General features: G+C 38.0%; 23 protein-coding genes and 1 pseudogene. 22 read left to right on the forward strand and 2 right to left on the reverse strand.

The window, feature by feature from the left end:
- The first annotated feature begins 132 nt into the window (after window positions 1–132).
- The 3 genes from V7K79_RS28585 (at window position 133) to V7K79_RS28595 (ending at window position 703) form a co-directional block, all read left to right on the forward strand.
- Window positions 133–333: a hypothetical protein gene (locus tag V7K79_RS28585; protein ID WP_335052749.1), complete on the forward strand. Its 201-nt coding sequence runs from the start codon at window positions 133–135 to the stop codon at window positions 331–333.
- A gap of 12 nt (window positions 334–345) precedes the next feature.
- Entirely contained in the window at window positions 346–495 is a 150-nt protein-coding gene (locus V7K79_RS28590) for a hypothetical protein (protein ID WP_335052751.1), read from the forward strand.
- A 70-nt stretch (window positions 496–565) separates the two neighbouring features.
- Entirely contained in the window at window positions 566–703 is a 138-nt protein-coding gene (locus tag V7K79_RS28595; RefSeq protein ID WP_442938982.1) for a DUF262 domain-containing protein, read from the forward strand.
- Window positions 704–744: 41 nt separating this feature from the next.
- Here the strand turns inward: V7K79_RS28595 and V7K79_RS28600 are convergent, their stop codons facing one another.
- Both V7K79_RS28600 and V7K79_RS28605 read right to left on the reverse strand, forming a co-directional pair.
- Window positions 745–960 (reverse strand): helix-turn-helix domain-containing protein, encoded by a 216-nt coding sequence (locus tag V7K79_RS28600; protein WP_335052753.1) that lies wholly within the window; start codon window positions 958–960, stop codon window positions 745–747.
- Entirely contained in the window at window positions 923–1126 is a 204-nt protein-coding gene (locus V7K79_RS28605) for a hypothetical protein (protein ID WP_335052755.1), read from the reverse strand. Before V7K79_RS28605 ends, V7K79_RS28600 begins: the two co-directional genes overlap by 38 nt.
- 158 nt (window positions 1127–1284) lie before the next feature.
- Here V7K79_RS28605 and V7K79_RS28610 point away from each other — a divergent pair, with 158 nt between their 5' ends.
- The 19 genes and pseudogenes from V7K79_RS28610 (at window position 1285) to V7K79_RS28700 (ending at window position 23349) form a co-directional block, all read left to right on the forward strand.
- The gene (locus tag V7K79_RS28610) at window positions 1285–1845 is read left to right on the forward strand and encodes a hypothetical protein (RefSeq protein WP_335052757.1); all 561 of its coding nucleotides are present in this window, start codon (window positions 1285–1287) and stop codon (window positions 1843–1845) included.
- 54 nt (window positions 1846–1899) lie between these two features.
- Window positions 1900–2025 carry a hypothetical protein gene (locus V7K79_RS28615; protein ID WP_335052759.1) on the forward strand — a complete coding sequence of 42 codons (126 nt, stop codon included), beginning with the start codon at window positions 1900–1902 and terminating at the stop codon, window positions 2023–2025.
- Between the two features lie 209 nt (window positions 2026–2234).
- Window positions 2235–3234: pseudogene (locus tag V7K79_RS28620) on the forward strand (IS4 family transposase); the annotation flags it as partial.
- A 798-nt stretch (window positions 3235–4032) separates the two neighbouring features.
- Window positions 4033–5445 (forward strand): phage tail sheath C-terminal domain-containing protein, encoded by a 1413-nt coding sequence (locus V7K79_RS28625; RefSeq protein WP_335052761.1) that lies wholly within the window; start codon window positions 4033–4035, stop codon window positions 5443–5445.
- A gap of 83 nt (window positions 5446–5528) precedes the next feature.
- Window positions 5529–6035 carry a hypothetical protein gene (locus V7K79_RS28630; protein ID WP_335052763.1) on the forward strand — a complete coding sequence of 169 codons (507 nt, stop codon included), beginning with the start codon at window positions 5529–5531 and terminating at the stop codon, window positions 6033–6035.
- A complete protein-coding gene (locus V7K79_RS28635; protein WP_335052765.1) occupies window positions 6035–6376 on the forward strand; it encodes a hypothetical protein in 342 nt (113 codons plus the stop codon). Before V7K79_RS28630 ends, V7K79_RS28635 begins: the two co-directional genes overlap by 1 nt.
- 143 nt (window positions 6377–6519) lie before the next feature.
- Window positions 6520–7899: a hypothetical protein gene (locus tag V7K79_RS28640; protein WP_335052767.1), complete on the forward strand. Its 1380-nt coding sequence runs from the start codon at window positions 6520–6522 to the stop codon at window positions 7897–7899.
- Window positions 7900–7901: 2 nt separating this feature from the next.
- Entirely contained in the window at window positions 7902–8486 is a 585-nt protein-coding gene (locus V7K79_RS28645) for a DNA circularization N-terminal domain-containing protein (RefSeq protein ID WP_335052769.1), read from the forward strand.
- Window positions 8487–8530: 44 nt separating this feature from the next.
- Entirely contained in the window at window positions 8531–12112 is a 3582-nt protein-coding gene (locus V7K79_RS28650) for a hypothetical protein (protein WP_335052771.1), read from the forward strand.
- 55 nt (window positions 12113–12167) lie between these two features.
- Window positions 12168–13139, forward strand: coding sequence for a hypothetical protein (locus V7K79_RS28655; RefSeq protein WP_335052773.1), 972 nt, complete (start codon window positions 12168–12170; stop codon window positions 13137–13139).
- Window positions 13139–13990 carry a phage baseplate assembly protein V gene (locus tag V7K79_RS28660; RefSeq protein WP_335052774.1) on the forward strand — a complete coding sequence of 284 codons (852 nt, stop codon included), beginning with the start codon at window positions 13139–13141 and terminating at the stop codon, window positions 13988–13990. The genes V7K79_RS28655 and V7K79_RS28660 overlap by 1 nt, the downstream gene beginning before the upstream one ends.
- 49 nt (window positions 13991–14039) lie before the next feature.
- Window positions 14040–14738 carry a hypothetical protein gene (locus V7K79_RS28665; protein WP_335052776.1) on the forward strand — a complete coding sequence of 233 codons (699 nt, stop codon included), beginning with the start codon at window positions 14040–14042 and terminating at the stop codon, window positions 14736–14738.
- Between the two features lie 17 nt (window positions 14739–14755).
- Window positions 14756–15199 carry a DUF2634 domain-containing protein gene (locus V7K79_RS28670; protein ID WP_335052778.1) on the forward strand — a complete coding sequence of 148 codons (444 nt, stop codon included), beginning with the start codon at window positions 14756–14758 and terminating at the stop codon, window positions 15197–15199.
- Window positions 15200–15223: 24 nt separating this feature from the next.
- Entirely contained in the window at window positions 15224–17815 is a 2592-nt protein-coding gene (locus V7K79_RS28675) for a baseplate J/gp47 family protein (protein WP_335052780.1), read from the forward strand.
- A 28-nt stretch (window positions 17816–17843) separates the two neighbouring features.
- Complete coding sequence (locus tag V7K79_RS28680) at window positions 17844–19817, forward strand: hypothetical protein (protein ID WP_335052782.1); 1974 nt, start codon at window positions 17844–17846, stop codon at window positions 19815–19817.
- A gap of 39 nt (window positions 19818–19856) precedes the next feature.
- Window positions 19857–20372, forward strand: a complete 516-nt coding sequence (locus V7K79_RS28685) for a hypothetical protein (protein WP_335052784.1) — start codon at window positions 19857–19859, stop codon at window positions 20370–20372.
- Between the two features lie 12 nt (window positions 20373–20384).
- Window positions 20385–22352: a hypothetical protein gene (locus V7K79_RS28690; RefSeq protein ID WP_335052786.1), complete on the forward strand. Its 1968-nt coding sequence runs from the start codon at window positions 20385–20387 to the stop codon at window positions 22350–22352.
- Entirely contained in the window at window positions 22349–22576 is a 228-nt protein-coding gene (locus tag V7K79_RS28695) for a hypothetical protein (RefSeq protein WP_335052788.1), read from the forward strand. The genes V7K79_RS28690 and V7K79_RS28695 overlap by 4 nt, the downstream gene beginning before the upstream one ends.
- A 2-nt stretch (window positions 22577–22578) precedes the next feature.
- On the forward strand, window positions 22579–23349 hold the full coding sequence (locus V7K79_RS28700; protein ID WP_335052790.1) for a hypothetical protein: 771 nt from the start codon (window positions 22579–22581) through the stop codon (window positions 23347–23349).
- Window positions 23350–23521: the final 172 nt, after the last annotated feature.

The raw sequence follows: 23521 nt of genomic DNA on the forward strand, positions 1-23521 counted from the left end.
GATTCGAAAGCAGCTATACCGTTTTCTAACTTTGCGAGAGGCTATGGAGCATATCCTTCACCTAGCATCCTAACTAAAATGGCGACGGCTATACCTTAACCTTTCACGGATGATTTTAACCCAGAACTAAATGTGCGAATGTTTCTTAACGTCAAACGACCGCACAACAGTGAAGTGCCAACATCCACTTTGCTGCGGGAGTTTGCCAGTACTTTTCGCCAAAATATTTGGCCAGTAAAAAGACTACCTGAAGTATTTCACGATCCGCGATCGCTGATGGTGGGCGTGGAATCAAAAGCTTGTTTACACGCCAAATGTGTTGTTGTAGATTAGGAGCGTGTGCTTGTGACCTCTGCCAATTTTACAGAAGCGGCTCACGAGCGCAATATCGAAGCTGGTGTATTACTTAATGATCCAATAACTGCTCAAGCTTTACAAATGCAATTTGAAAGCTTGGTTACAAGAAATATCCTATGTCGAATTTCTGGAATTTAAATATTTAAAGTAACATCTTATATCTACATTTGATTCTACTAAGACAAGTCTAGCCATTTTACTAAACGATATTGTAGTTGGCAAAATTCAACGGCCTGATTTTCAAAGGGGTTGGGTTTGGGATGACGAACATATCCGCTCCTTGTTAGTGAGTATTGCTCGTGCCTTTCCTGTCGGAGCAATCAGCTTTTGGGACGAGGAACTTTGAGTTTGGCTCCGAGAGAGTAGCGAACTAGTTGATAAACTGTTTTATAGGCTTTTGTTAAGTCCTAGTTCGCTCTTGAGCCATTGTTGAATTTCATTATAGCTGTGAAATCCTTGCGACTGCTCTAATCGTTGCTTCAAACGTTCTAAGCTTTCTTCACTAACTATAGGTTCTTTACCTGGCGCATGTTTTACCTCCAGTAAGCCGGCTCGTCCCCCATCTTTATATTTCCTTAACCAACGCGTTATTGGTTGCCTCATTCCTTCCTAAACGTTCTGCGATCGCACTGCGACTCTTCACTTGACCACTTTTTAGCCAGTAGAGCATTTGTAATCGCTCTTTGCTGCTTGCCTCGTAAGCGTATTTAACAGCTTTTTCTAATTCTTCTTGACTCTCTTTTATTTCGACTTGTAATCTTAAACCCATCACGCTTAAACCAAATTTACCCTTGGTGATAATTTAGCGCATCTTCATACAGAAATGGTATAAAAAAGCAAAGTTTGTTACGCGAGGTTCAACCTACTGAGTTTCTTCAAGGATTGACACTACTGCATACTTGGGATAAACGAAGGGAAGACTTAAAGATGGGTAAAACTGGCAAGCAGGTAACAGGTGTAACTGCCAAGCGCGAAGCAGTTTTGTCTTTACCTCTATATGCTTACCAAAAATGGAAACAGCCTCTTACGCAAGGTTACTGGAAAGCAGCTAAATTTCTGCGTCAAGAATCGTTTTTCTCTACCAACGATTTACCCTACCGTACCCAACTTGTTCCGCTTGCCGTGGTCATGGCATTCCTTAGCGATCGCTGGCTGGAACCGAAAATCCACGACAAAATCGCCCGTTGGTTCTGGTGTGGTATCCTTGGCGAATTGTACGGCGGGGCAGTTGAAACTCGCATGACTTTGGATATTCAAGAGCTTATCGACTGGATTGAGAACGGTAAGGAAGAACCTGCAACTGTTCGGGATGCTAACTTTCAACCTGCACGTTTAGGGACTTTGCGCTCCCGAACTAGTAGTCTGCCAACCCAAAGATGCGCTTGTGAGGGCTGGGGAAAGGGGAAAGGGAAAAGGGTAAGGAATTTAAAACCTTTCCCCCTGCCCCTTATCCCCAGAGGGGGCCCCACCTTCCCCCTTACCCAATAAATAGCCAAGTTCACTTGGCGAACTACTAGTGCTGCATATAAAGGTATCAATACCTTGATTCAACGTGAACGTTCTCAAGATTTCTTTTGGAAGTCCACTATTCGGGATTTGGATGAAAGCGATTGGGAAGAGCGCAGACTAGATATTTATTCATCACATTTTCCCCAAAAGTTGGTGTGACAAGCAGGGTATCCCCGCATCGCGCTATAACTCTATCCTCAACAAAACTCCGATATCGTTTAAAGCAAATCGCATGATTGGCGGTAAAGCTCCAAGTGAATATCTGGTTCAACTTCAAAAGCATGACAGTGTTCAGCTAGACGATGCAGGTATGAATGCGATTTTGGCAACTCATCAAATTGACGCAATAACACTACGAAAGGATGACTTTGAGGGTTTTATGGCAAAAACTCTGGAATCGAGAACCAAAAGAGAAGCCACCCAAAAATGAAACACCAGCCAAGAAGAAAATTCGCCTTGCAGCAGCAAGAGTTGAAGCCCGAAAACGTCCCTTTGAAGAGAAAGAATCTTACAGGTGGATAGAAGCTCTGACCACTGTAGAAAGCCTTACAAGTAAGCATACACGAGTAGTTCATATTTTCGACCGAGAAGGTGATATCACAGAAGTTTTGGACAAAGTTCGCCAACTTCAGCACACCGGAGTTCTTGTTCGCGCGGCTCATAACCGTAGCTTAGATTCTGAGAGTGAGCGTATGCAGGTCAAAACTGGAAGCCCAACCGATTAGTCTGGAACAGGAAATCGAATTACCTCAGACGAGTAAACGTTCTGCCCGCAAAACCAAGCTTGCTGTACGATTTTGTCCAGTGAATCTCCGTACTCCCTACCGTTTTGATAACCGTGACCCTCTACTCGTATATGCTGTTTATGCCACAGAAATTGATTGTCCCGAAGGTGAAACACCTGTAGAATGGATGTTGCTCACCACAGAAGTTGTTGCAGATATCCAGACAGCTTCTCTGATTTTACGCTGGTATACGTATCGTTGGCGGATTTAATAGTATCATAAAATTTTCAAGTCTGGATGTCAGGTGGAACGATACAGACTTGCTGCTGAGGGTATGAAAATCTTAGTTGGCTTTTTGAGTGTAATTGCTGTAGAACTGTTGCAGTTGACTTATCTACACCGCACCCAGCCTTCAGCCCCCGCCATTGAAATTCTGAATCCTCTAGAACTCAAGATTTTAAAAGCTAAGTCTCTAAAACCACCCAAACTCCTCACAGTTAATTGGGCTGTCGAAGCTGTTGCTCGTCTTGGCGGCTACCTAGAACATCGAAGCAAAACACCAATTGGTATCCAGGTACTGTGGCGAGGTTGGTTAAAATTGCATGACCTTTGTGAAGGTTGGCAGCTTGCAAAAGAGACTTAACGGGAAAAGTCAGACCCCAAATAGCTACACCATTAAGTAGCAAACCTTTTGTATATGCTTGATCTACTTGCAAGCTTAATAAAATTTTGTTTTTATTTAACAGTACTTCATTTGACACCTATTTAAAGAAGGAGTTATAAACTAGAAAGCTAATTGCTGTCAGAAACATTTACAAATTACTAAATTCTGCATTTGTGAGATATTTTGCGTAAAACTACTGAAGTTTTCTATTTAAAAAACAGGTAATATGCAGCAGTAAACATAATACTTGCCAGTTTTACTAGCAGTACAAGTCTAAAAGTCAGTTATTTTCAAAGGGCTTTTAGTTTTTGATCAGCCATAACTGGATCAGTTTATTAGTTTGATGCTGTGCCTAATTGCGAGCAACTACAAGTAACCAGCTATAGCCGTGTACCTCAATATCTCTCAGAGGAAATTTATGAGCTAGAATATTCCATTCTCCTTTACTGAGCGTCTCAGTTTGGCTGAGAAAATGGGATCAATAAGATGGTGGTGGGTAATGCCCACCCTACAAAATAATTAGCTTTTTAACTTGTGATTTTAGCAATAAGAGATTAGTGCAAGATATAAGTTAATGAACCAGTTGAGATTAGCATTCTGCTAATCTCAACTAAAATCGATTATCGATTTTAATTAAGAATTAAAAATTTTTCAGATATTTGTAGCATAAATACTTCGGTATTGCAGTCACTAAATTGTCAATTTTTTTATTAACATCCTTATAGGTGAAGCTTTTAAGGATTTAGGGCAAAATTTTTACTAATATTAGGAGTAGGCATGGTAGAAACTATTTTACCAGGTACTTACATCACAGTACTTGATGAAGGTTTGATTAGTGCAGGTAGCATTGCTTCAGGTAACATTGGGATTGTGGGTACTGCGGATAAAGGCCCTGTAGATAAGGTAAAAATTATCAGCAGCTTTTCTGAGGCTAAGGAAATTTTTGGTGAGAGTAATACATGGGAGGATGGGAATAAAAATGATTTGACGCTAATCAGAGCTTTAGAACTAATTTACAACAATGGTGGGCAGACTGTTTATGCAGTTCGCACTGCGGCAAAAAATTCTGCTCCAGCATCCTATCAACTAAAAGATGGGACAAGTGATTTGTTTAAATTAGAGGCAAAGACACCAGGACAATGGGGAAATAGTATCAAAATAAAAATCAGTACACCGGAGGGAGGAGATTCCGCAACTAAAAAACTTAAATTGTTTTACGGTAGCATGCAAGAAACTTATACCGTTGAACAAGGTAAGATTGAGGACTTGCAAAAAACAATTAATGACAATTCAGGATTGGTGATTGGTAGTGGATTTGTTAAAACTTTAAAGAATAAACTACCGAGCGATATAGATTTAGAGACAGGTAATCCATTTAGTGGTGGTAATGATGGTGCAGATGCTGACAAAGAGGCATATCAAACCAGTCTAGCTCTACTAGAAAACAAAATAATTAATATCATACTGTTAGCTGGTCAAGATAATTCTGTTGGTTGGCTCAAAGAAGTGATTGAGGGACATCTCAAGATTACAGCTAACACTAAGCGAGAACGGATTGCAATTGTGGGTAGTGCGTTTGAAGATGGTAAAGATAACCTAGATACGATCGCTAAACACACATTCAACAGCGATCGCATAATTTTCACTGCACCTGGTATTCAAGTTACAGGTAAAAATCAAACAGATAATTTACCAGGCAGTTATTTAGCAGCAGCTGTAGCTGGATTGATTGCGTCTTTACCAGTACAAGCAAGCCCTACCAATAAAACCCTTAGCCTGGGTGGTTTGTCTAGCGTATTTAATACCGCCCAATTAGAGAAATTAGTTAGTAACAGAGTCTTAGCTGTAGAAAAGCGGGATGGCTTCCGCGTTGTCAAAGGTATTACCACGAATGACGGGGCATGGCGACAGATTACTACTAGAAGAATTGTAGATTATGCAATTTATGGAGTGCGTTCTGCCTGTAATCCTTACATTGGCAAATTGAATAATGAGCGAGTACGTGGTGCAATGAAAGCCACTATTGATGCCTTTCTCAGCCGTATGGTAAATGACGAAGCTTTGGTGGGTTATGAATTGAGTGTTTCGGCTACTAGAAGACAAGAAATTGATGGTGAAGCGATTGTGACTCTGACTCTAAAACCAACCTTTAGCATCGATTTCATCAAAGTAACTATGTACCTTGGTTAATCATTAGTCATTAGTTTTTCTCCTCTGCTTTTCTGCTTCCTCATCTCCCTCATATCCTCATTTCCATGCAAAGGAAATAAATCATGCCAAATGTGAATGTATTTCAAGGTTCTGATGCCTCTTTAGTGCTGGCTGTTGATGATAGTTCTTCAGAAGAAGGTAAACTTGCTAATAGTTTGATTGACAAATATGAACTCTCTAATATTGTCGGACGATTACAAAATGTTCAAGTAAAGGTAGAAAATGATTTAAAGCCTTATCATGAACTGGGTAAACGTTTTGCCACAGAATTACGCCCTGGAAATATTAGTGTTTTTGGTTACGTCGAACGCGCTCATATTAATGGGGCGTTAATTAAGCTATTGTTAGGAGATGGGGCAACAAGTCCACCACCTATAGGTGCGATCGCTCAACCTAGTTTTAACATTGTGATTAAACTAAATAACCCAGCTATGCCCGCGAGTAGCAGCACTCTCACAGTCTTTGGTGTCAAATTTGAATCGTGGAGTTTCGCTCTACCGGAAGATGATTTTGTCATGGAGTCTGTGACGTTTAAAGCTTTGCGGATTAGTTCTGAGGAGACAGGTTGATGCAATTAACTCCAGAAGATTTATTGATAGGTGCATCTATTACCTTTGATGTGGTGATTTCCCCTAGTATTTTACATCCTGGTAATAATCAATTACCAATAAATGAACCTCAACCAGATTTTGTTGTACAATTGCGTCCTTTAACTATCGGTACATTTCAGTTAATTATGAAAGCAGCTAGAAATGATGCTGCCCTAATTCCTTTACTGATGATTAAAGAATCATTGGTAGAGCCTACGATGTCCTTGGATCAAGTAAAACAATTACATTTAGGTTTGGTAAATTTTTTAATTCAACATATCCGCGAAATTAGCGGTTTGACAGTAAAAAAAAACAATTAGTGGTTTAGAAAACTCAGCATTACTGCAAGCAGCATATATTTTTGCCCGTGAGTTTGGATGGACTCCCCAACAAGTTCAAGCTATGACTATGGCACAAATCTCTGTTTATATGCAGATGCTTACACAGGAGGCTCGTAGGAAAGATGAAAGAGGAATTGATCGCTCTTGGTAAAGTCCTACAATGCGACTTTGAAAATTTAGTCAATCAACAGGTTCCTGGTTGGCTAACTAACGATTTTCTCATGAACGCAGATTTACAACCATTAACAGAACTAGAAGCTGCATTGTCTACGTTTTGGGAAATGAACGATGAGTTTGCATTCCTAGAAACATCGCTGACTTCTGGCTTTATACCTGGGGAGTCGTCAGAGGATCTGGGGACTAGTAGTTCGCCAAGTGAACTTGGCGGGGAAAAGGGTAAGGCGGAAGGGGGAAAGGTTTTAAATCCCTTACCCTTTTCCCTTTCCCCTTTCCCCAGCCCTCACCCAGCATCTTTGGGTTGGCAGACTACTAGTGAGACAGGGCTGCGGGAGGATTTCCCTCCGCAAGCGACTGCGAACCCGGAGGGGAACTGGGGACTGGGAATTGGGGATTTCCCCCTTGGGGGGGATAAGGGGAGGTTAGGGATTGGGATTTTTACTCAGCAGGGGGTACGCCCTGCTACGGTTAACAGAAGTCAGCAATTTGAGGTAAAAAATCAAACTCAATCCCCAAGGCGATCGCCTTCACAACTCCCAGAATTAACAAATGTTTCAGAATCCCCTACATTAAAAAATCAAACTCAAGCTGAAAAGCGATCGCCTTTGGGACTCAAAGAGTTAGCTGCTATTGTGGACTCATCTACACCTACTCATCATGAAGAGGTAAAAAATCAAACTCAATCCCAAAGGCGATCGCCTTCACAACTCCCAGAATTAACAAATGTTTCAGAATCCCCTACAGTAAAAAATCAAACTCAAGCTGAAAAGCGATCGCCTTTGGGACTCAAAGAGTTAGCGAATTTTCTAGCCTCTGAACCTTATAGTAATGATTCTGAGAGTGTGAACAGCCAAGCTGCACCAGCAATTAAGACATCACGACAACCTGATACCCTTAGTAGACCCTCTCTCAACTTTGCAATTGAGACAGCATCTACAACTGCGTTTAGCAGTCAAGATTCTGGCTACTGGGAAGGAATAGAGGCGCAAAATCGGGTAGTGAGGTCTAATTTAATATCAAAATCTCTAATTGAGGCTGATGATTCCAGCTTTGAGAGCGATGGTGTAGTGGGTTATCCAGCCAGCAGCCAGACGGTGCAGCATCTAAAACCTTTTACGAGTCAACAAATCAGCAAAGGTAATGTGTTGTCTGAGTCTTCCTTCAGCCAAGAACAACAAGAGAACTATTCACAAGAAAATCCTACAACCAAGCATGAAACAAATTTCTTTTCCCAGCCTCTTGAGCAAGAGATAGAGATAGATTTAATTGTCGAGGCGATCGCTAAAGAAATCAATCGTGAGTATCGCAGATTTTATGGGTGCTAACTATGACGATAGAGATAGGCGGTATCAAACTGAATCGAGTGCATCGCATTGTCACCTTAGAAACAGCAGATTTGATTTTACATCGCATTCCTGGTAAAGCGGGAAATATGATCCAGGATTTGGGACGTGACTCGGTGCGCTTGCAAATTAACGGCATTTTTTATGGTGCCGCTAACGCTAGTAAAGATTTAGAGGCGTTACGAAAAATTTACAAGCAACGAGAAGCAGTAGATTTTGTGGCGGAAATTGTTGGACAAGCCTATTTTAGCCAAGTAATTATCGAGCAATTTGAGGTATTCCAAGTAGCTGGAGAAGCAGAACAGTTTAGCTATCAAATAGCGATCGCTGAATCAGCAATTAAGGCAACAGCAACAGCAACAGCAACTACTAATTTAGACGGAGGGATTCAGGTAGAAGCTAGCAATTTAATCGATGTCGCCACAATTCCTGATGTACTAGCTCTTGGTTCTTTACCAGAAATTACTAACCCGATTGAACCATTAAAAGGTGCGTTAGAGCCTGTCAAAGCTGCAACTGAAAATCTGGGTGCAGCTACAGAAGTATTAAAAGCTATTTTTGGTTTTTAGTTCTATTTCTATAGAGTATTTTGAATTTTGAATTTTGAACTAATATGGCACTCTCAATTTTAGACAGCTTAGAAGAAATTAATCCTGAAATTACCTTTGCGGATTCACAAAATCAGTTTACGCAAGCCGAAGGTATAGCTTCATCGCTGAATCAACCTCTACCTAATATTGGTACTTTTAAAGATAGTCTCAACTTTCCCCAGGTTTCATTAGGTAACGTTACCGATACAATTTCTGGCGTTCCTGTATCTGCTGACGAATTAAAAGCAGCAGTAAGTGGAAAAATCGACAAAATTAAAGACATCAATTTAGAAAGTTTGCAAGCGGCTATTCCTGAAGCACCTACTGCTGACAATTTTAAAGGTTTTGATGTCAAATCTCTTAACTCCACAATTTCTAGTTTGAGTCAAGACTTGACTGGTGGTTTAAGTATAGGTAATGTACCACCTGCGGCTCAAAATGTTTTCGGAGAATTTGAGGAATTTGTCAATAAAGCGAGTATGTTACCTGCTCGCACGTTGGATGCATTATTAAAGGTATTTAAAAAACTTTTAGACAAACTATCCAATCCCGAAGATTTGCTCAGTCAAATCGGTCCGAATGTATTAACAGATATTTTAAGGGAGCAAATTAATAATTTAGCTGAACAGTTACCTTCTAATGCTATTGCGTGTATAGAAAAAAATATTAAGCTGCGACGTGAGTTAGTCGCTGAATATAACACAATTTTAGATAACCTACAACCCAGCAATTTAGATAAGGAAAAAATTAAAAATCTGAGGCTTACAATTAAAAGAATTTCTCTGGATATCAGCATAGTTGATGCTAACAATCAGGTATTATTGACAAATTTGCAAAAATTTAATATCGAAGCTTTTCAAAAAGCCATAGAAACCCTATCACAAGCCAGTGGTGCGACTGATAATTTAGGATTAATCAGCCTATTTAATAGTATTAAACAATACATTAAAATTATCAATGACAAAATTGCTGCTATCACGGATAAGCTCAAGGGATTTGCTCAGAAGATACCACAGCTAATCGAAACAGGAATTAAAAAGGCTAGTGATATTGCTAATTCATTTACTAAAATTGTTACCGATAAAATTGAAAGTGGTAAGGAACTACTCAATCAACTGACAAAATATCTTCAGGACGTAATTCAGAAAATTAAGGATTTTATTGAAGGGACAGCGAATAAATCTGCTGATTTGGTCAAACCTCTGAAGGAGCAATGTAATAAATTTTCATCTACAGCTATTACTCAGATAAATAATTTTTCGGGCAAAGTTAAAGAGACGACCACAAGACTAGAAAAAGCAATTGTTGATGTTAATACTAAGATTGAAACTCAACTTAATCGAGAACAACTGAAACAGAAAATTGATCAACTGTTAGATAAAGTAACAGTAGTTCTTGATAGTCCTCAAGTTACCAATGCGCTTCAGCAAGCAGAATCAGGTATTCAAAAAGTAACTGACAGTCTACAACAAGTCAGTCTAGAGCCAGCATTTACTACTATAGTTACCAAAAGCGGTGATTTAGAAAAGAAATTGAAAGCTGTTGACGTTTCTAAACTGAGTACAGCGAGTAAAACTGCTCTCAAGATAGGGACAGAAGTAATTAAACAAGTAGATGTTCCGGGTACTGTTAACCCGGAGTTAAAAGCAGCTTTTGATGAAATTTTGCAACCTCTAGAAAATATAATTACCTCGGTAGAAGGGGAATTTCTCAAGATTGATCAAAAAATTACTAATTTAAATCCGGGAACTTTAGTAGAAAAATTTATTGGCCCTTACATAAATAGGTTGGTCAGCAAACTAAACGATTACAAGCCTTCTAAAATACTCCAGCCTGTTAAGGATTTATATCAAGAATTGCTGTTAAAACTAGATGTGCTGAATCCTAAACAGTTGCTAGATAAATTAGAAGAATTGTACAATAAACTGCTGAATGTAATTAAATCTTTCTCGCCTAAAGCAATCACAGATTTTTTGAATGAACAGCTAAAAATTGTTACAGAAGAGTTAGATAAGTTAGATGTTGAGGCTTTAGTAAATAAGGTTACAGAAGGACTCAGCCAATTAGATAAACTCATGGCTAGTTTGGGTTTAGGTGATGTGTTGAAATTAGAGTTTTGGAAAAATTTAGAAGAGATATTGAGTTTCAGTGTAGCAGATAAAATTAAAGGTCTTGAAGAAATTCGTGATCAATTGGTTGCTAAAGTAAATGCAGTAAATACACAGGAGTTAAGTGAAGAGTGGACAAAATTGCAAGGTACGATCGCTATCTACGTAAATAATCAGAATGAAGCAATAAATATTACTATAGTTCAAGTAGTAACTAATGATTATATAGCTAATCTAACTACTCTAAAAACCAAATATACAGCTAAAAAAGAAGAGTTAGAGAAATTTCAGCCAGCTATAGAGATATTAGTAGATTACCGGGATGTGCGATCGCGCCTAGAGAAATTATACACCAACTTCACAGCTACCGAGCCAACACAGTTACAACCGCCAGAGATTTTAACTCAACTGCAAACCATAGTTGCAGATACAACAAAACTGCAAGGAACTCAAACACAATGCGACAAGTTATTGCAAACTGCTAACGCCAAAACCCCTGCACAGTTGCTAGCTGATTTCAAACAGGTAATACCCAATGAGTTAAACCAACAAATTATCAATCCTATCAAGGAAATTCTCATAGCAATTGATAATTTGCTGGCTCAACCTCGCAGCGTTTTAGATGAAATTAAAAAAGTTATCAAAACTGTAGAGGAAGCACCAAGTAGACTGCTCAGGATTCTCAGTGATTTAGCCAGAACTATGGGCGATAAAATCAGAGATGCAATTACAGCAGTGAAACAAAAAATCAATCTCTTTGGTTCGGAAGTCATTAAAGCATTGGAACAAACATATCAAGTGATTGTCAAAACTGTAGAATCGCTTAGTCCCCGGCGGATATTAAATTCTTTTGATATTAGTGATTTTAGCGATATCAATATTTTGATTCAAAAATTGCGCGAACCTAAAGATAAAGTCTCAGAATATATCAGTTCTAGATTACCGAATAACACCAAGTTGCTATTACCTAGTGATTTGTCAGGGAGAAACACCGCCGTCATTACCGCTTTGAATGAACTACTATTTGACCCGCAATTTTACAGTGCAGACCGCTTTGAAGGTGTGAAGCTAACGAGCAATGCTAAGTCGTTCATTCAGGATAGAGCATCACTATCACCTGGAAATATGTTTTACCTCAACCGCTTATTATTAGAGGTTGCATATCCTGGAACAATTATCATGAATTTAGAAGCAATTTTTCCCTATTTTAAGGATAAATTGGCTGAGATTTACCCTGAAGCTGTAGTGAAGGATCTAGATATTTTTCATCAAAAGATTTTGCAACTCATTACAGACATTCCTAAAGCTTTAGGAGATTCGTTAAATGAGCAATATGACAAAAAAGTTTTGCAAAAAACTCAAAAATTGCGAGCTAGTATAGATAACATTTTTAAGGCTCTCATGGCGAGATTAACCGGGTTAAAAAGTGAGTTAGATATTGGTTTAGAAGATGTGGGAGATGCTTTTGACAGGTTGATTAATGCTTTACCTGTGTAGTTTGGGGACTAGGATGTTACTCAGCACTTTCAACCCAGAGAGGAGGTGAAAAATAATGTTGAAGGTTAGTTACAAAGTTAAAATTGGTCAACTTAATTATACAGACAGCGATCAGAGCCAGGTGATTGATTTGCGATCGCACTCATCATTGGATATCCCTGTCAATAGTTGTCGGATTATCTTAGGGATACCTAAAGATTTGACAATTAATTTAGAAGACTCGATATCGGTAGAGTTAGGTGATGACAAAACCCATTTAGTGTTTACAGGTAAAGTCAGTAGCGTTGATTGGGGAATTGATAGCGTTATTATCTATGCTGATAGTGGTTTTAAAAGCTTAACCACGGCTCGATTGAATGTTCTGTTTGAAAAACCTAGTGCGGGCGATATTATCAAAGATATTGTCCAGAGTCGGCTGAAATTACCAGTCACTAAGATTGAAGATGGACTAAAATTTTCAGTCTATACACTAGGCGATCGCTATCCAGTTTACGACCAACTCCAGCATTTAGCTAGACAGTGCGGTTTTGATTTCTACGCCGACACAGAAGACAAAGCCGTATTTGCTCAATATAACGCCGCTACCACCCATGAATGCAAGTATGGCGAAGACATCCTTACTTACACCTTAGATCAAGTTAACAAAACTATTACTGGCGTGGAAATTTACGGCGAAAGTCCCGCCAGCCAAGGACAAGGTGAACAGGCATACTCTTGGCTGACTAAAAAAGAAGTAAAAGGAACAGCCGGAAGCAATTCCGCCATGATGCTGCGATTAGCTGATCCTACAGCTAGAACTCAGCAAGTAGCTAACAAAATTGCTGCCGCAGTTTTGCAAAACTTACCGCAAAAACCAAGAGGTACATTGAAAGTTTTAGGAAACCCCAAAGTCAAATTAGGCGATGCAATCCAAGTTGCTCAAATGCCTATTAGTCAGCAAAACGGTAAATTCAAAATTACCGGAGTAGTTCACACCCTCAAACGCCGCAGCGGATTTTGTACCCTCATTAATTGGGAGCAAGTCTGATGGAATCTATTGTTGGAGTCATGAAAAAAGTTGCTGAACATGAAATCAGCAAAATTTACACTACCGAGTTAGCGATTGTAACAGCAGTATTTCCCCATGCCGCAGAAAATGATAAAGATAATTATCAATGTTCTGTCAAGCTGAAAAATAAAAAGCAACCAGATGGCAAAGATTTTGAATTGCGGAAAGTCCCTGTCACCACATCCCATCTTGGATTAGTAAATATTCCCAACGTAGGTGATTTAGTATTAGTCACATTTATCGGGGGCGATATCAACGCACCTGTGATTATTGGACGACTTTATAATGATGAAGACTTGCCTCCTATCAACAAAGAAAAAGAATTTATGTTACAGCATAATCGGAAAGGTGGAGGTAGCTTTAAAATTGATAGCGAAGGTGTGATTACAGTTACGAGTAAGAATGAAAAAAATCTAGTTATAGTTGATGATAATCAGATAGATGTTCAAACCGAAAAATGTAATATAAAACTAGAATCAGCAGACATTAATATCAAAAACGAAACCTGTAGCGTCGGACTTTCAGGTAGTAACATCACTATTAATAATGGCACTTGCAAAATAACAGTAGAAGGTGACGGAATTACTATTGATGCTGCTAGTAATAATGTCACCGTCAAAAGTATGGGTAACATTGCCATTGGCGATGCGGCGACAGGTTCGGTAAAGGTAGGCGGACGTGTGGCTGCAAATGCAGTCGGAGACAACGATGATATTATTCTTAGCACCCATACTCATGTAGGTAATCTCGGCGCACCCTGTCCAATTATGATTCCTACTGAGAAAATAAATTCCATTCAAGCAAAAGCAAGAAATACTAAAGTCGGCTAATTAAAAAGAAGAATTTTCCCCCAATTCTCAATTAATAAAAAAAAAATATATGGTTAGAATCAAAGGCGCAAATAGTGATTATGTATATACAGGGAACCCCGAAGCATTAATTCAAGAACAAAAAGATGCTGATCCACTTTATTTAAAAATATTCATTTGTCCCTATGATATGCCAAGTCATGTAGAACCAAATGATGGAGAAGTTTGTCAAGGAACAGATGCCGAATGTCCTCATGGTGAAAATAGTTCTGGTCATGCTTTAATTTGTCTACATGAAAAAGAAGGTATCTCTCTAGTTACTAATAATCAAATTACTGCTCAGGGAAGTTTTGTAGTTAAACCTGACAATAGCCAAGAATTATTTAAAGTCGAGCCACAAGGTACAACCATTCAAGGTGTTCTAGATTTCAATGGGGCTTTGAGATTAAATCATGATGAGAATGAGCTTGGTAAAGCAGTTATTTTGGAAGTTGCAGACAACACATCTTTGATAGTTAAAACTCAAACTGGGGAGGATGTTGTTTTAGAAATTTCAGATAAATGCATCTCTATGCAAATGAGTAATGGAGCGAAAATCAATATTAATATGCGAGGAGATATTGAGTTATTACCTAGTAAAAAAGGTAAAGTAAAAATCAGTGGTGACTTAGAAGTAACAGGTGAGATAAAAACAGGCAATGATAAATTAAATAGTAAATTTAATGAAATTAGAAATCCCAACAATTTTTTAACAAGTCGACATATATAATAAATAAAATTTTTCTAATGAATAATGACTCCAATCAAATTGATATATTACTAACAAGACGCAAAACAGGACAATTTTTATCTGACCGAGAATTAGTAGATTTACAACCTACTAATAGGGATTTAAGCACAGTCAAAGGATTAGATAATTTGGCGCAAGCAATAATTAATCGTTTAATAACTCGTCAGGGCGAATTAGCAGCCTTGGGACATCCTAATTATGGTTCTCGACTGTATAAGTTAGTAGGAGAACAAAATAACCAGCGATCGCAGGCATTGGCGGAACTTTACATTAGAGAATGTCTAGCACAAGAATCCAGAATTTCTGAAGTTTTGGAGATAATTTTTGCCACCCCTAGAACAGTGTTTGAACGGAATACCCTCAAAATTACCATCAATATCAAAACTGTAGGAATTGACACTCCTTCACCTCTGAGTATTGCATTGAATCTGAATCTTTAAAATTATTGGGTTAAGGTATGAAAAATGGTATTTGAACGCAAGGATTTTGCTCAAATATTTCAGGCGATGCGCGATCGCAGTTTGCCAAATTTGACTGACTTTCAAGAAGGTAGCGTAGTGCGGACGATGTTCGAGTCTTTCGCCTACGAAATGGCCTTGTTATATGCACAGATGGAAAAAGTCTATCTCTCAGCGTATGTTAACACCGCCGAGGATGTGCAATTAGAACAAGTAGTTGCGATTTTGGGAATTAAGCGCGGTGAACCAGACTTTGCTACCGGGAAAGTCACATTTATTCGAGATATCGGTATTGATGAAGATATTGTGATTCCCATCGGTACACTGATCGCTACCAGCGAAGATACGCCCGAATCTCCCAAAAAAGTCTATAAAATCATCGAAGCACAAACCCTTACTAGAGACATAAAAGCTATTGATGTCAGAGTGCAAGCTGTGCAGCGCGGTGAAAGCCAAAAAACTGATGCGGAAACTATCACAGTCATGCCCCAGCCAATTACAGGAGTAAAATCTGTAATTAATCAAGAGGCTATTTTATTTACTGGAAAACGCCAAGAAACAGACAAAGAATTACGCGATCGCGCTAAAAAAACTCTGCTGGCTGCTAGTGGCGCAAACACTACAGCAATTGAACAGGCTTTAATTAGTTTACCGAGTGTTAAACAAGTACAAGTGCGGGAAAACTTCCACAAAGCTAGAGGTGAAGTCACTCTAAATATAGATGGTAATTCTCAAACAGTAACAATTCCTAAAGATAGTGAAATAAAAATCGGTCAAAACAGCTTTAAAACCACAGAAAAAGTTACTATTAACAATAGTAGCCCTGTGAAAGTAAATGTTCAGTCAGTGGTAGACGGACAAGCAGGAGAACTTCTACAAGCCACTAATGAGTCTACTATTAATAATATTCAAAATATTTCTATAAAAGTAATTAATCACCAACCAATTGTCTTAAAAGACTTTGGTATTATTGAAGTATTTGTTGATGGCATTGACTTTAGGGATACCGGAAAAGTTAGTGAGTTAAATCAAGAGATTGAGAGAGTTAGAGCCGCAGGCATTTATGTCATACTTAAACAAGCAATTACTGTAACTATCAATGGGATATTTAAAATTGAATTAGTCAATGGTTTAAAACTACCCAAGTTAGAAATTATCAAATTAGAACAGGAAATTCAAAAAGTTATTAAGTCTCACATTATTAAACAGGCTATGGGGCAACCGTTGCTAATATCTCAGCTTACCAAGCAAGTTTTAGAGATTAACGGAGTGAATGACATAGCCGATTTTATCCTAGAGGTGAAGCGTAAAGAAGATACAGAAAAATATCAAGCCTCTGATAAGCCTGTTAAACAATTATTAGTAGATGTCTTAGAAAAATTTACTCCTGGTTATATCAGAGTAGCTACAGAAATTAAACCCTTAATCGTCAATCTGGATATTTATTTACAGTCCGAAAATTTAACTGCTAGCGTTAGCTATGAAAGACTACAAGCAGAAATTAAAGAAAAAATTGTTGCTTATTTTGACAGCCATAGTTTGCAAATAAATAAAAGCCAGCTTGAGGCGGAGATTACTAAAATTAGTTTGGTTAAAATTGAAAAAATTGAGATTACTCTCAAACCAGAATTTTGGCAGCCTGGACTTCCTTTTAATGGAGATGTGATCGATATTAGTTTTGTGGAAAAAGCCGAGGTTGGTAATTTATTTATATATAATAAAATATTGGAAATTACGGGAGCTTTTAAATTAACGTTACCACCCACGTTAAAAGAAAAGCAGGAAATTTACAAAACAGTTAGAACTAAGTTGGAAGAATATCTAGCAAATTTGCAGCCTGAAGAAAAAGTTCAAATTGAAAGATTAGTTGGAGTAGCCAAATCTGTAGACAAGGTACTAGATGTCACTTGGAAGATTGATGATTTTCAGGTGCAATTAGATAAAAAAATCGAAATAGATAGAATTGATAATCAGGAAATCCGTGTAGACAAATTAGAAAAACCACGGTTAGCAGATGCTTTTGCTATTGATAGTGATATCGTAGTAGTTAATGTTGAAGTTACCGCAATGACGTTGAAGCTTAGTATTATTGGTGCAGTCTTTCAAGACATTAATAAAGATAAACTAAAACAGCTAATGCAGCAGGCGATCGCTAATATTTTTAATGATAGTAACCCAACGCAAAACTTACCAAAATTATCAGTAGGTGAAAATCTAGACTATGCCCAAGTTAAAGTTAACCTACTAGTTCTAATCCGCGATCGAGTTAGACCAATTACTACTCAGAATATTGTAGATTTAATTACTGAGCAAATCACCACCGCAGATAAACAAAAACTCGCAGATTTAACAATCCAGTATCTTAGAAACAGCGATTACAACATTGCAAAACTTAATTTGCAATCTCCAAATATCACCTTACCTACAGGAGACATCTTAATTCGTTCTCTAGAACGAGCTCAAATATTACCTATCTCTAAAAATAAAGTCACTGTAGAAATTGACATTCCACCAACAACTACAATACCACAACCAGATGTACAAAACGTGATTGATCAAGGCAAAGCCACAGGCTCGCGCATACCCCCAGCTAAATAAACTAATTATTTACAATGAAATACCTGAGATGTCAGAAGAAAAACGCGGTAAAACTATTAGCATCACAAATCGGCTACCAAGTTTCTACGATGCAAAAAACGTAGAAAGTTTACTCTACAAATTTGTCGATATATTTGGCTATATTCTGGAACAAGGAGAAAGCGATTTATTCAAAGTCATGCGATCGCACCTTGTGGATACAGCTGATAATCAAGGTTCTCAAGGGTTTGTTGCCAACAAAAAGGGAGACTTAGACCAAATTTTTGTCCTGTATTTAGAAGCTTTGGGTGGTACTTCCCAACTCATGCAGGCAAACTACAAATTTTATCCTGGTGCTATTAAAAATATTGCCCTATTTGCTAAAACCATCCAAGAAGGTAAAGATGCTTTATCCTGTTATTTAAGGCAAGAAAACCGCGATATCTTAGAACGCTTTCATATTTCTCGCGCCCAATTCAATATCAAAGCTTTCAAAAATGTAGGCGCGTTAGCAATTAAAATCCTAATTCCTAAAAATGACTTAAGTAAATATTTCAAAACTAAACTTTCTTTAGACATTCTGCAACTTTTAGGCAAATATGATGGTTCCCAAAGACTTTTAGAAGAGGAATCACAAGGTATATCTTTATATAAACTGCTGGAAATAGAACTAAATCAGCAATTAATCAATCCTTCTCTTTACCGTAAAAATCGGGAATACTTCGATAAATTACTCCTAAAAGAACAAGTAAAACAGTTAATTAAACAGCAGCCAACTGGAGAAAACTTACAACGTCTCAACCGGATGTTGCTAGAAGCTGCTTATCCAGAAGAAATTGCCCTAAGTGATATTCCTAGCGAACAAGAAGTAGAAAAAACTCTCATTAATTCCCTTAATAATTGCCTCAATAAACCAGAATTACTCAATGCAATTATTAAAAGCGGTATCCCCAACTATTATCAAGATAAACCATTAGAAATTCAAAATCGTATTTTACTGACTAGCGCTTATCCCAATTATATTGAAAATATTTATGCACCGTATCGGGAACGGCTCAAAGGATTGATTCAAATTTTACGTAGGGGTGCTGCTACTAAACAAGGTATTATCGATATTGTTGCTGCTAATCTTGGTATTGTTGGTAATGATGTAGCAGCCCAGGACGCGAGAAATCAAATTCAATTTATTGAATTTATGCCCGAACTAACTTGGGTGCGTCCAGAAAAAGCCTCGAAATCAACCATTAGCTATACCTATCCCCTAGCATTATTCCAAAACTTTGAAGTCCAAAATCCCAATCGTCAAGAAGAAGACGTAGAAATTCGTATTCAAGTATTAAGCAACTTACCTGTAGAAGCGTTAGTCAATCCTACTGTTATCAATATTAATAGTCCATATAAAGTCACATTTACCGGAGAATTAAAACCAGGAGATGTGCTATTGTTTAGAGGACAAACAGCTACTTTAAACGGTCAAGTATTTTCGATTTACGAAGCGACACCAAAATTACCTCAAACTAATTCTGAGTGGAGATTTACAGCAGACATTAAAAACTCTGCTGCCTATCCTGTAGGTTTATATAATCAGCAAAGTTTTGATACTGCTACCTTTGCCTTTGCTGAAGCTGCAATCAACTTAGAAATGAGACTATATAAACTCACACCGGGAGTATTTGAAGTAAAAATACCTTGGGATATTCCTGGTTTTACTGATAAATTTGATGAAGCTGAGAACCATCCCCGGAATCAAATTTTAGGGATTGTTGGTCAAGTTAAAGCAGCAGGTGTACTAGCAATTATTACTTACGAGAAAGCTATTACCGAAATTCACGACTATGAAGATTCTTTAACTATAGTGCGATCGCCTTTTCAGGAAGAACACCTGAGCGAAGACATTAATTTTACTGTGGGTAGTTATCAATTACCTTACCCGCAGGGAATGAAGCATGACATATCAGATAATCTCGTATTTTCTGGAGTCTTTGACTACACTGGCTTTGATACAAGTAATCGATTTGGATAGTATTGTCGCCATTATAAGCAACTAAAAGAGCAAAAAAATATGAAAATGTCCGATGAGTTAGATATGCAGGGAAGATTGCAAATTCAAACATTTAATCGCGATGATGAATTAATCACAGAAGTTAAAGCAGATAATTTTATTGTCTACACAGGTAGAGATTTAGTTGCCCAGCTATTTTTAGGGCAAAAAATAGATCCTGTCAGATATTTAGCTGTCGGCACAGGAAATTTAGCAGTCAATCCAGTGACAGATAGTAAATTACAAACAGAAGTCTTCCGTAAAAAAATTAAAGCCATCGATTTATCTAAAGATTTGAGTGATACTCCTGAAGTAACCATCACCAAAGAAGGGCGAGATATTAAGCAAAAAAATCGTAAAGTTATTGTTAGTGCTGACTTAGATTTTAAAGAACCAGGAGACCAGACTTACGAACTTAAAGAAGCAGGTTTGTTTAATACTGCTAACGGTGGTGTGATGTATAACCGGGTGGTGTTTCCCGTCGTCACTAAAACCCCAGATTTCAAATTAACCCTTGTTTGGGAAATTATTTTTTAATAAGGATAGAAAATGGTAAATTCTAATTTCTCACCACAAGATAAAAAACCAGGCGACTTGATTTTATCTGCTGATTGGAATGCAGCGATAAGTGAGATTAAATGCCTACAACAAGCGAAAGTCAACCGCGAAGGTGCAGACACCCTTAAAGGGCCATTAACTATCCAAGAAGCCTTGAATGTGACTGGTGATGTCAAAATTTCTGGCAATATCACGGTTAACAACACCGTTTCTCTCAAAGGTTCGGCAGATACCACTGGACTAAGCGTAAACGCTAGTGGCTATGTGGGTATTGGCACAAGCGAACCCAAAATTCATTTAGCGATCGGGGATGATGGCACAGGCTTACAACAGGAAGATGACGGTGAACTTGCTATCTACACCGATAATACGGAACGCATGAGAATTAATGCCAGTGGTAATGTGGGCATTGGGACAACGAGTCCAACAGAAAAGTTGGAGGTAAATGGCAACATCAAAGCAACCAATGCAGCTTTTGCTGGTACTCTAACTGTTACTGGTTACATAGCGATCGGGGATGGTGGCACAGCCTTACAACAGCAAGATGACGGTGAACTTGCTATCTACACCGATAATACGGAACGCATGACAATTAATGCCAGTGGTAATGTGGGCATTGGCACAAGCAAACCCAAAATTCATTTAGCGATCGGGGATGATGGCACAGGCTTACAACAGGAAGATGACGGTGAACTTGCTATCTACACCGATAATACGGAACGCATGAGAATTAATGCCAGTGGCAATGTGGGCATTGGCACAAGCGAACCCAAAATTCATTTAGCGATCGGGGATGATGGCACAGGCTTAAAACAGCAAGGTGACGGTGAACTGGCTATTTACACCGATAATACGGAACGCATGAGAATTAATGCCAGTGGCAATGTGGGCATTGGCACAACGAGTCCAACAGAAAAGTTGGATGTAAGTGGCAAGCTCAAAGCAACCAATGCAGCTTTTACTGATACTCTAACTGTTACTGGTAAGAGCACCTTGAATGGAAGTCTCACGGTTAACAACACCGTTTCTCTCAAAGGTTCGGCAACTACCACCGGACTAAGCGTAAACGCTAGTGGTAATGTGGGCATTGGCACAACCACACCCAAAATTCATTTAGCGATCGGGGATGATGACACAGGCTTAAAACAGCAAGGTGACGGTCAACTGGCTATCTACACCGATAACGTGGAACGTGTGAGAATTAATGCCAGTGGCAATGTGGGTATTGGTACAAACAATCCAACTAAGGCGAAGCTTGAAATTGTAGGATATTTAAATAACGTAGGCTTAGATTTTGCCTTCTTCAATGGCAAAAATGAAACTGGCAAATCCAAATCTGACTATTCAGCTTTTTATTCATTGTATGCTGAATACCGCATTGCATGTTTGGAATTTAACGCACTCTCAGATGCTAGAATAAAACTGATTCAAGCTCGTAGTAATAGTAATGCTGACTTAAGGCTCTTAAGACAAATCGAAATCACTGACTACACCTTAAAAGATACAATTAATAACTTAAATGAAATTCACAAAAAAGTTATTGGGCAACAAATTGCTCGCATTTTTCCTCAAGCAGTTTCTACCATCACTGATGTAGTGCCAGATATTTTTAAATCTGCTTTTATTTCAAATAAATGGATAAATTTACCCGACCACAAACTGACAGTTGGGGAACGGGTGAAAATCATTCAAGGCACAGAGGCAAATGTTTTTACGGTCGAAGCGATTGAATTAGATAGCTTTAAAATTCCTCTATCCTACAACGGTGAGGTATTTGTTTACGGTCGAGAAGTTAATGACTTCCATGTTGTAGATTATGATGCCCTGTCAATGCTTAATATCTCTGCCACACAGGAACTATACAGAATCATTGAGACACTTCAAACTGAGGTAGAGCAACTCAAAGCTCAACTTCATCAAAACAAGCCAAACAAACTACCTATATCTGAGAAGCAATGAACATGAAAGAACAAGTGGAAAAACGTCTAGCTGAACTCAAAACTGAATTTGCCGAAGGTCAAAAAGTCCTAACTGATTTAGAAGCTAAACAAACTAGTATTAGAGACACCTTACTCCGCATTAGTGGAGCAATTCAGGTACTAAAAGAAGAACTCGCCAAAGCTAACAGCGAAGAAAATGGCAAAGTATATGAAGAATTAGAAGCTATCAACAAATTATCATAGCCGTGATTCAAAAATTACTCATCAACATTAGCCAAGTTATACAAACAGAATTGGCTGGATTAATCACCCAGCCAGATAATCATATTGTAGCTTTACCTATCACTGAAACTCAACTTCAATCACTACCATTGATAGGTATTTATCCTAGTAAATTAGAAATTAATCAAAACTTTAAACAAAGCAGTTCCAGTCAACCAACGCTACAACAACTTCATCAAGAAATAGATAATCCACAACCCAACCTTATCTATCAACTCGCTCAAACACCAATTAAAGGTTCAATCCTATGTCATCTCGTCATTGAAAAACAACAGAATTTGCTTCAGGAAGATACTGATTTCAATATTGATTATCAGCAAAGAACAATCAGCTTTAAAAAAAAATTAGCAAAAGTTGATAAAATCAAGTTAGATTACTCCTTCATGAGCGTATGCATAATTAGGGAATTTACCCAAGAGTTTTTTGTAGATATCATCGATAGTAATCTAGATAACATTGAAAAATTTTCCTCGTTAATATCTGGAATCATTTTAACTAATAACGATGAATTAATCGGTGATTTTAATTCTCACTTCCAAGCTAATCCTTACCAAAGCAATCAAATTATCAGCAACCTAACTATTAGTTATATCCACTTTCTTAATGCTAATTATAACAATTTTACTAATTCATTTAAATTTCAATTAAAATTTCAAGTCAAAGGACAGTTAAACCTCAGTAGAACAGTGAGGGAATCTATCTTACCAATTCAAACCATTAAACTTTATTCGTAATATAAAAACCCCCACAAAGGGGCAGGGCTATTTCATTCTAAATATAAAGGCTGTAAGGTTTGTATCAAATAGAAGAAGATAATCCAAATTCTGATTCCCATCCGGCAATAATGTCAGTAGACCGAAAAGTTTTGCGATCGCTAAAAAATAGTAGTGTACGATACCGTTTTTG

This window comes from Nostoc sp., assembly GCF_036917575.1.
In the GTDB taxonomy this organism is placed as follows: domain Bacteria; phylum Cyanobacteriota; class Cyanobacteriia; order Cyanobacteriales; family Nostocaceae; genus Nostoc.

What these genes read in the sequence shown, in the direction of transcription:
- V7K79_RS28600 (WP_335052753.1), bottom strand. Translation starts at nt 960, where the DNA reads ATGAGGCAACCAATAACGCGTTGGTTAAGGAAATATAAAGATGGGGGA.
- V7K79_RS28605 (WP_335052755.1), bottom strand. Translation starts at nt 1,126, where the DNA reads ATGGGTTTAAGATTACAAGTCGAAATAAAAGAGAGTCAAGAAGAATTA.
- V7K79_RS28610 (WP_335052757.1), top strand. Translation starts at nt 1,285, where the DNA reads ATGGGTAAAACTGGCAAGCAGGTAACAGGTGTAACTGCCAAGCGCGAA.
- V7K79_RS28625 (WP_335052761.1), top strand. Translation starts at nt 4,033, where the DNA reads ATGGTAGAAACTATTTTACCAGGTACTTACATCACAGTACTTGATGAA.
- V7K79_RS28630 (WP_335052763.1), top strand. Translation starts at nt 5,529, where the DNA reads ATGCCAAATGTGAATGTATTTCAAGGTTCTGATGCCTCTTTAGTGCTG.
- V7K79_RS28635 (WP_335052765.1), top strand. Translation starts at nt 6,035, where the DNA reads ATGCAATTAACTCCAGAAGATTTATTGATAGGTGCATCTATTACCTTT.
- V7K79_RS28640 (WP_335052767.1), top strand. Translation starts at nt 6,520, where the DNA reads ATGAAAGAGGAATTGATCGCTCTTGGTAAAGTCCTACAATGCGACTTT.
- V7K79_RS28645 (WP_335052769.1), top strand. Translation starts at nt 7,902, where the DNA reads ATGACGATAGAGATAGGCGGTATCAAACTGAATCGAGTGCATCGCATT.
- V7K79_RS28650 (WP_335052771.1), top strand. Translation starts at nt 8,531, where the DNA reads ATGGCACTCTCAATTTTAGACAGCTTAGAAGAAATTAATCCTGAAATT.
- V7K79_RS28655 (WP_335052773.1), top strand. Translation starts at nt 12,168, where the DNA reads ATGTTGAAGGTTAGTTACAAAGTTAAAATTGGTCAACTTAATTATACA.
- V7K79_RS28660 (WP_335052774.1), top strand. Translation starts at nt 13,139, where the DNA reads ATGGAATCTATTGTTGGAGTCATGAAAAAAGTTGCTGAACATGAAATC.
- V7K79_RS28665 (WP_335052776.1), top strand. Translation starts at nt 14,040, where the DNA reads ATGGTTAGAATCAAAGGCGCAAATAGTGATTATGTATATACAGGGAAC.
- V7K79_RS28670 (WP_335052778.1), top strand. Translation starts at nt 14,756, where the DNA reads ATGAATAATGACTCCAATCAAATTGATATATTACTAACAAGACGCAAA.
- V7K79_RS28675 (WP_335052780.1), top strand. Translation starts at nt 15,224, where the DNA reads ATGGTATTTGAACGCAAGGATTTTGCTCAAATATTTCAGGCGATGCGC.
- V7K79_RS28680 (WP_335052782.1), top strand. Translation starts at nt 17,844, where the DNA reads ATGTCAGAAGAAAAACGCGGTAAAACTATTAGCATCACAAATCGGCTA.
- V7K79_RS28685 (WP_335052784.1), top strand. Translation starts at nt 19,857, where the DNA reads ATGAAAATGTCCGATGAGTTAGATATGCAGGGAAGATTGCAAATTCAA.
- V7K79_RS28690 (WP_335052786.1), top strand. Translation starts at nt 20,385, where the DNA reads ATGGTAAATTCTAATTTCTCACCACAAGATAAAAAACCAGGCGACTTG.
- V7K79_RS28695 (WP_335052788.1), top strand. Translation starts at nt 22,349, where the DNA reads ATGAACATGAAAGAACAAGTGGAAAAACGTCTAGCTGAACTCAAAACT.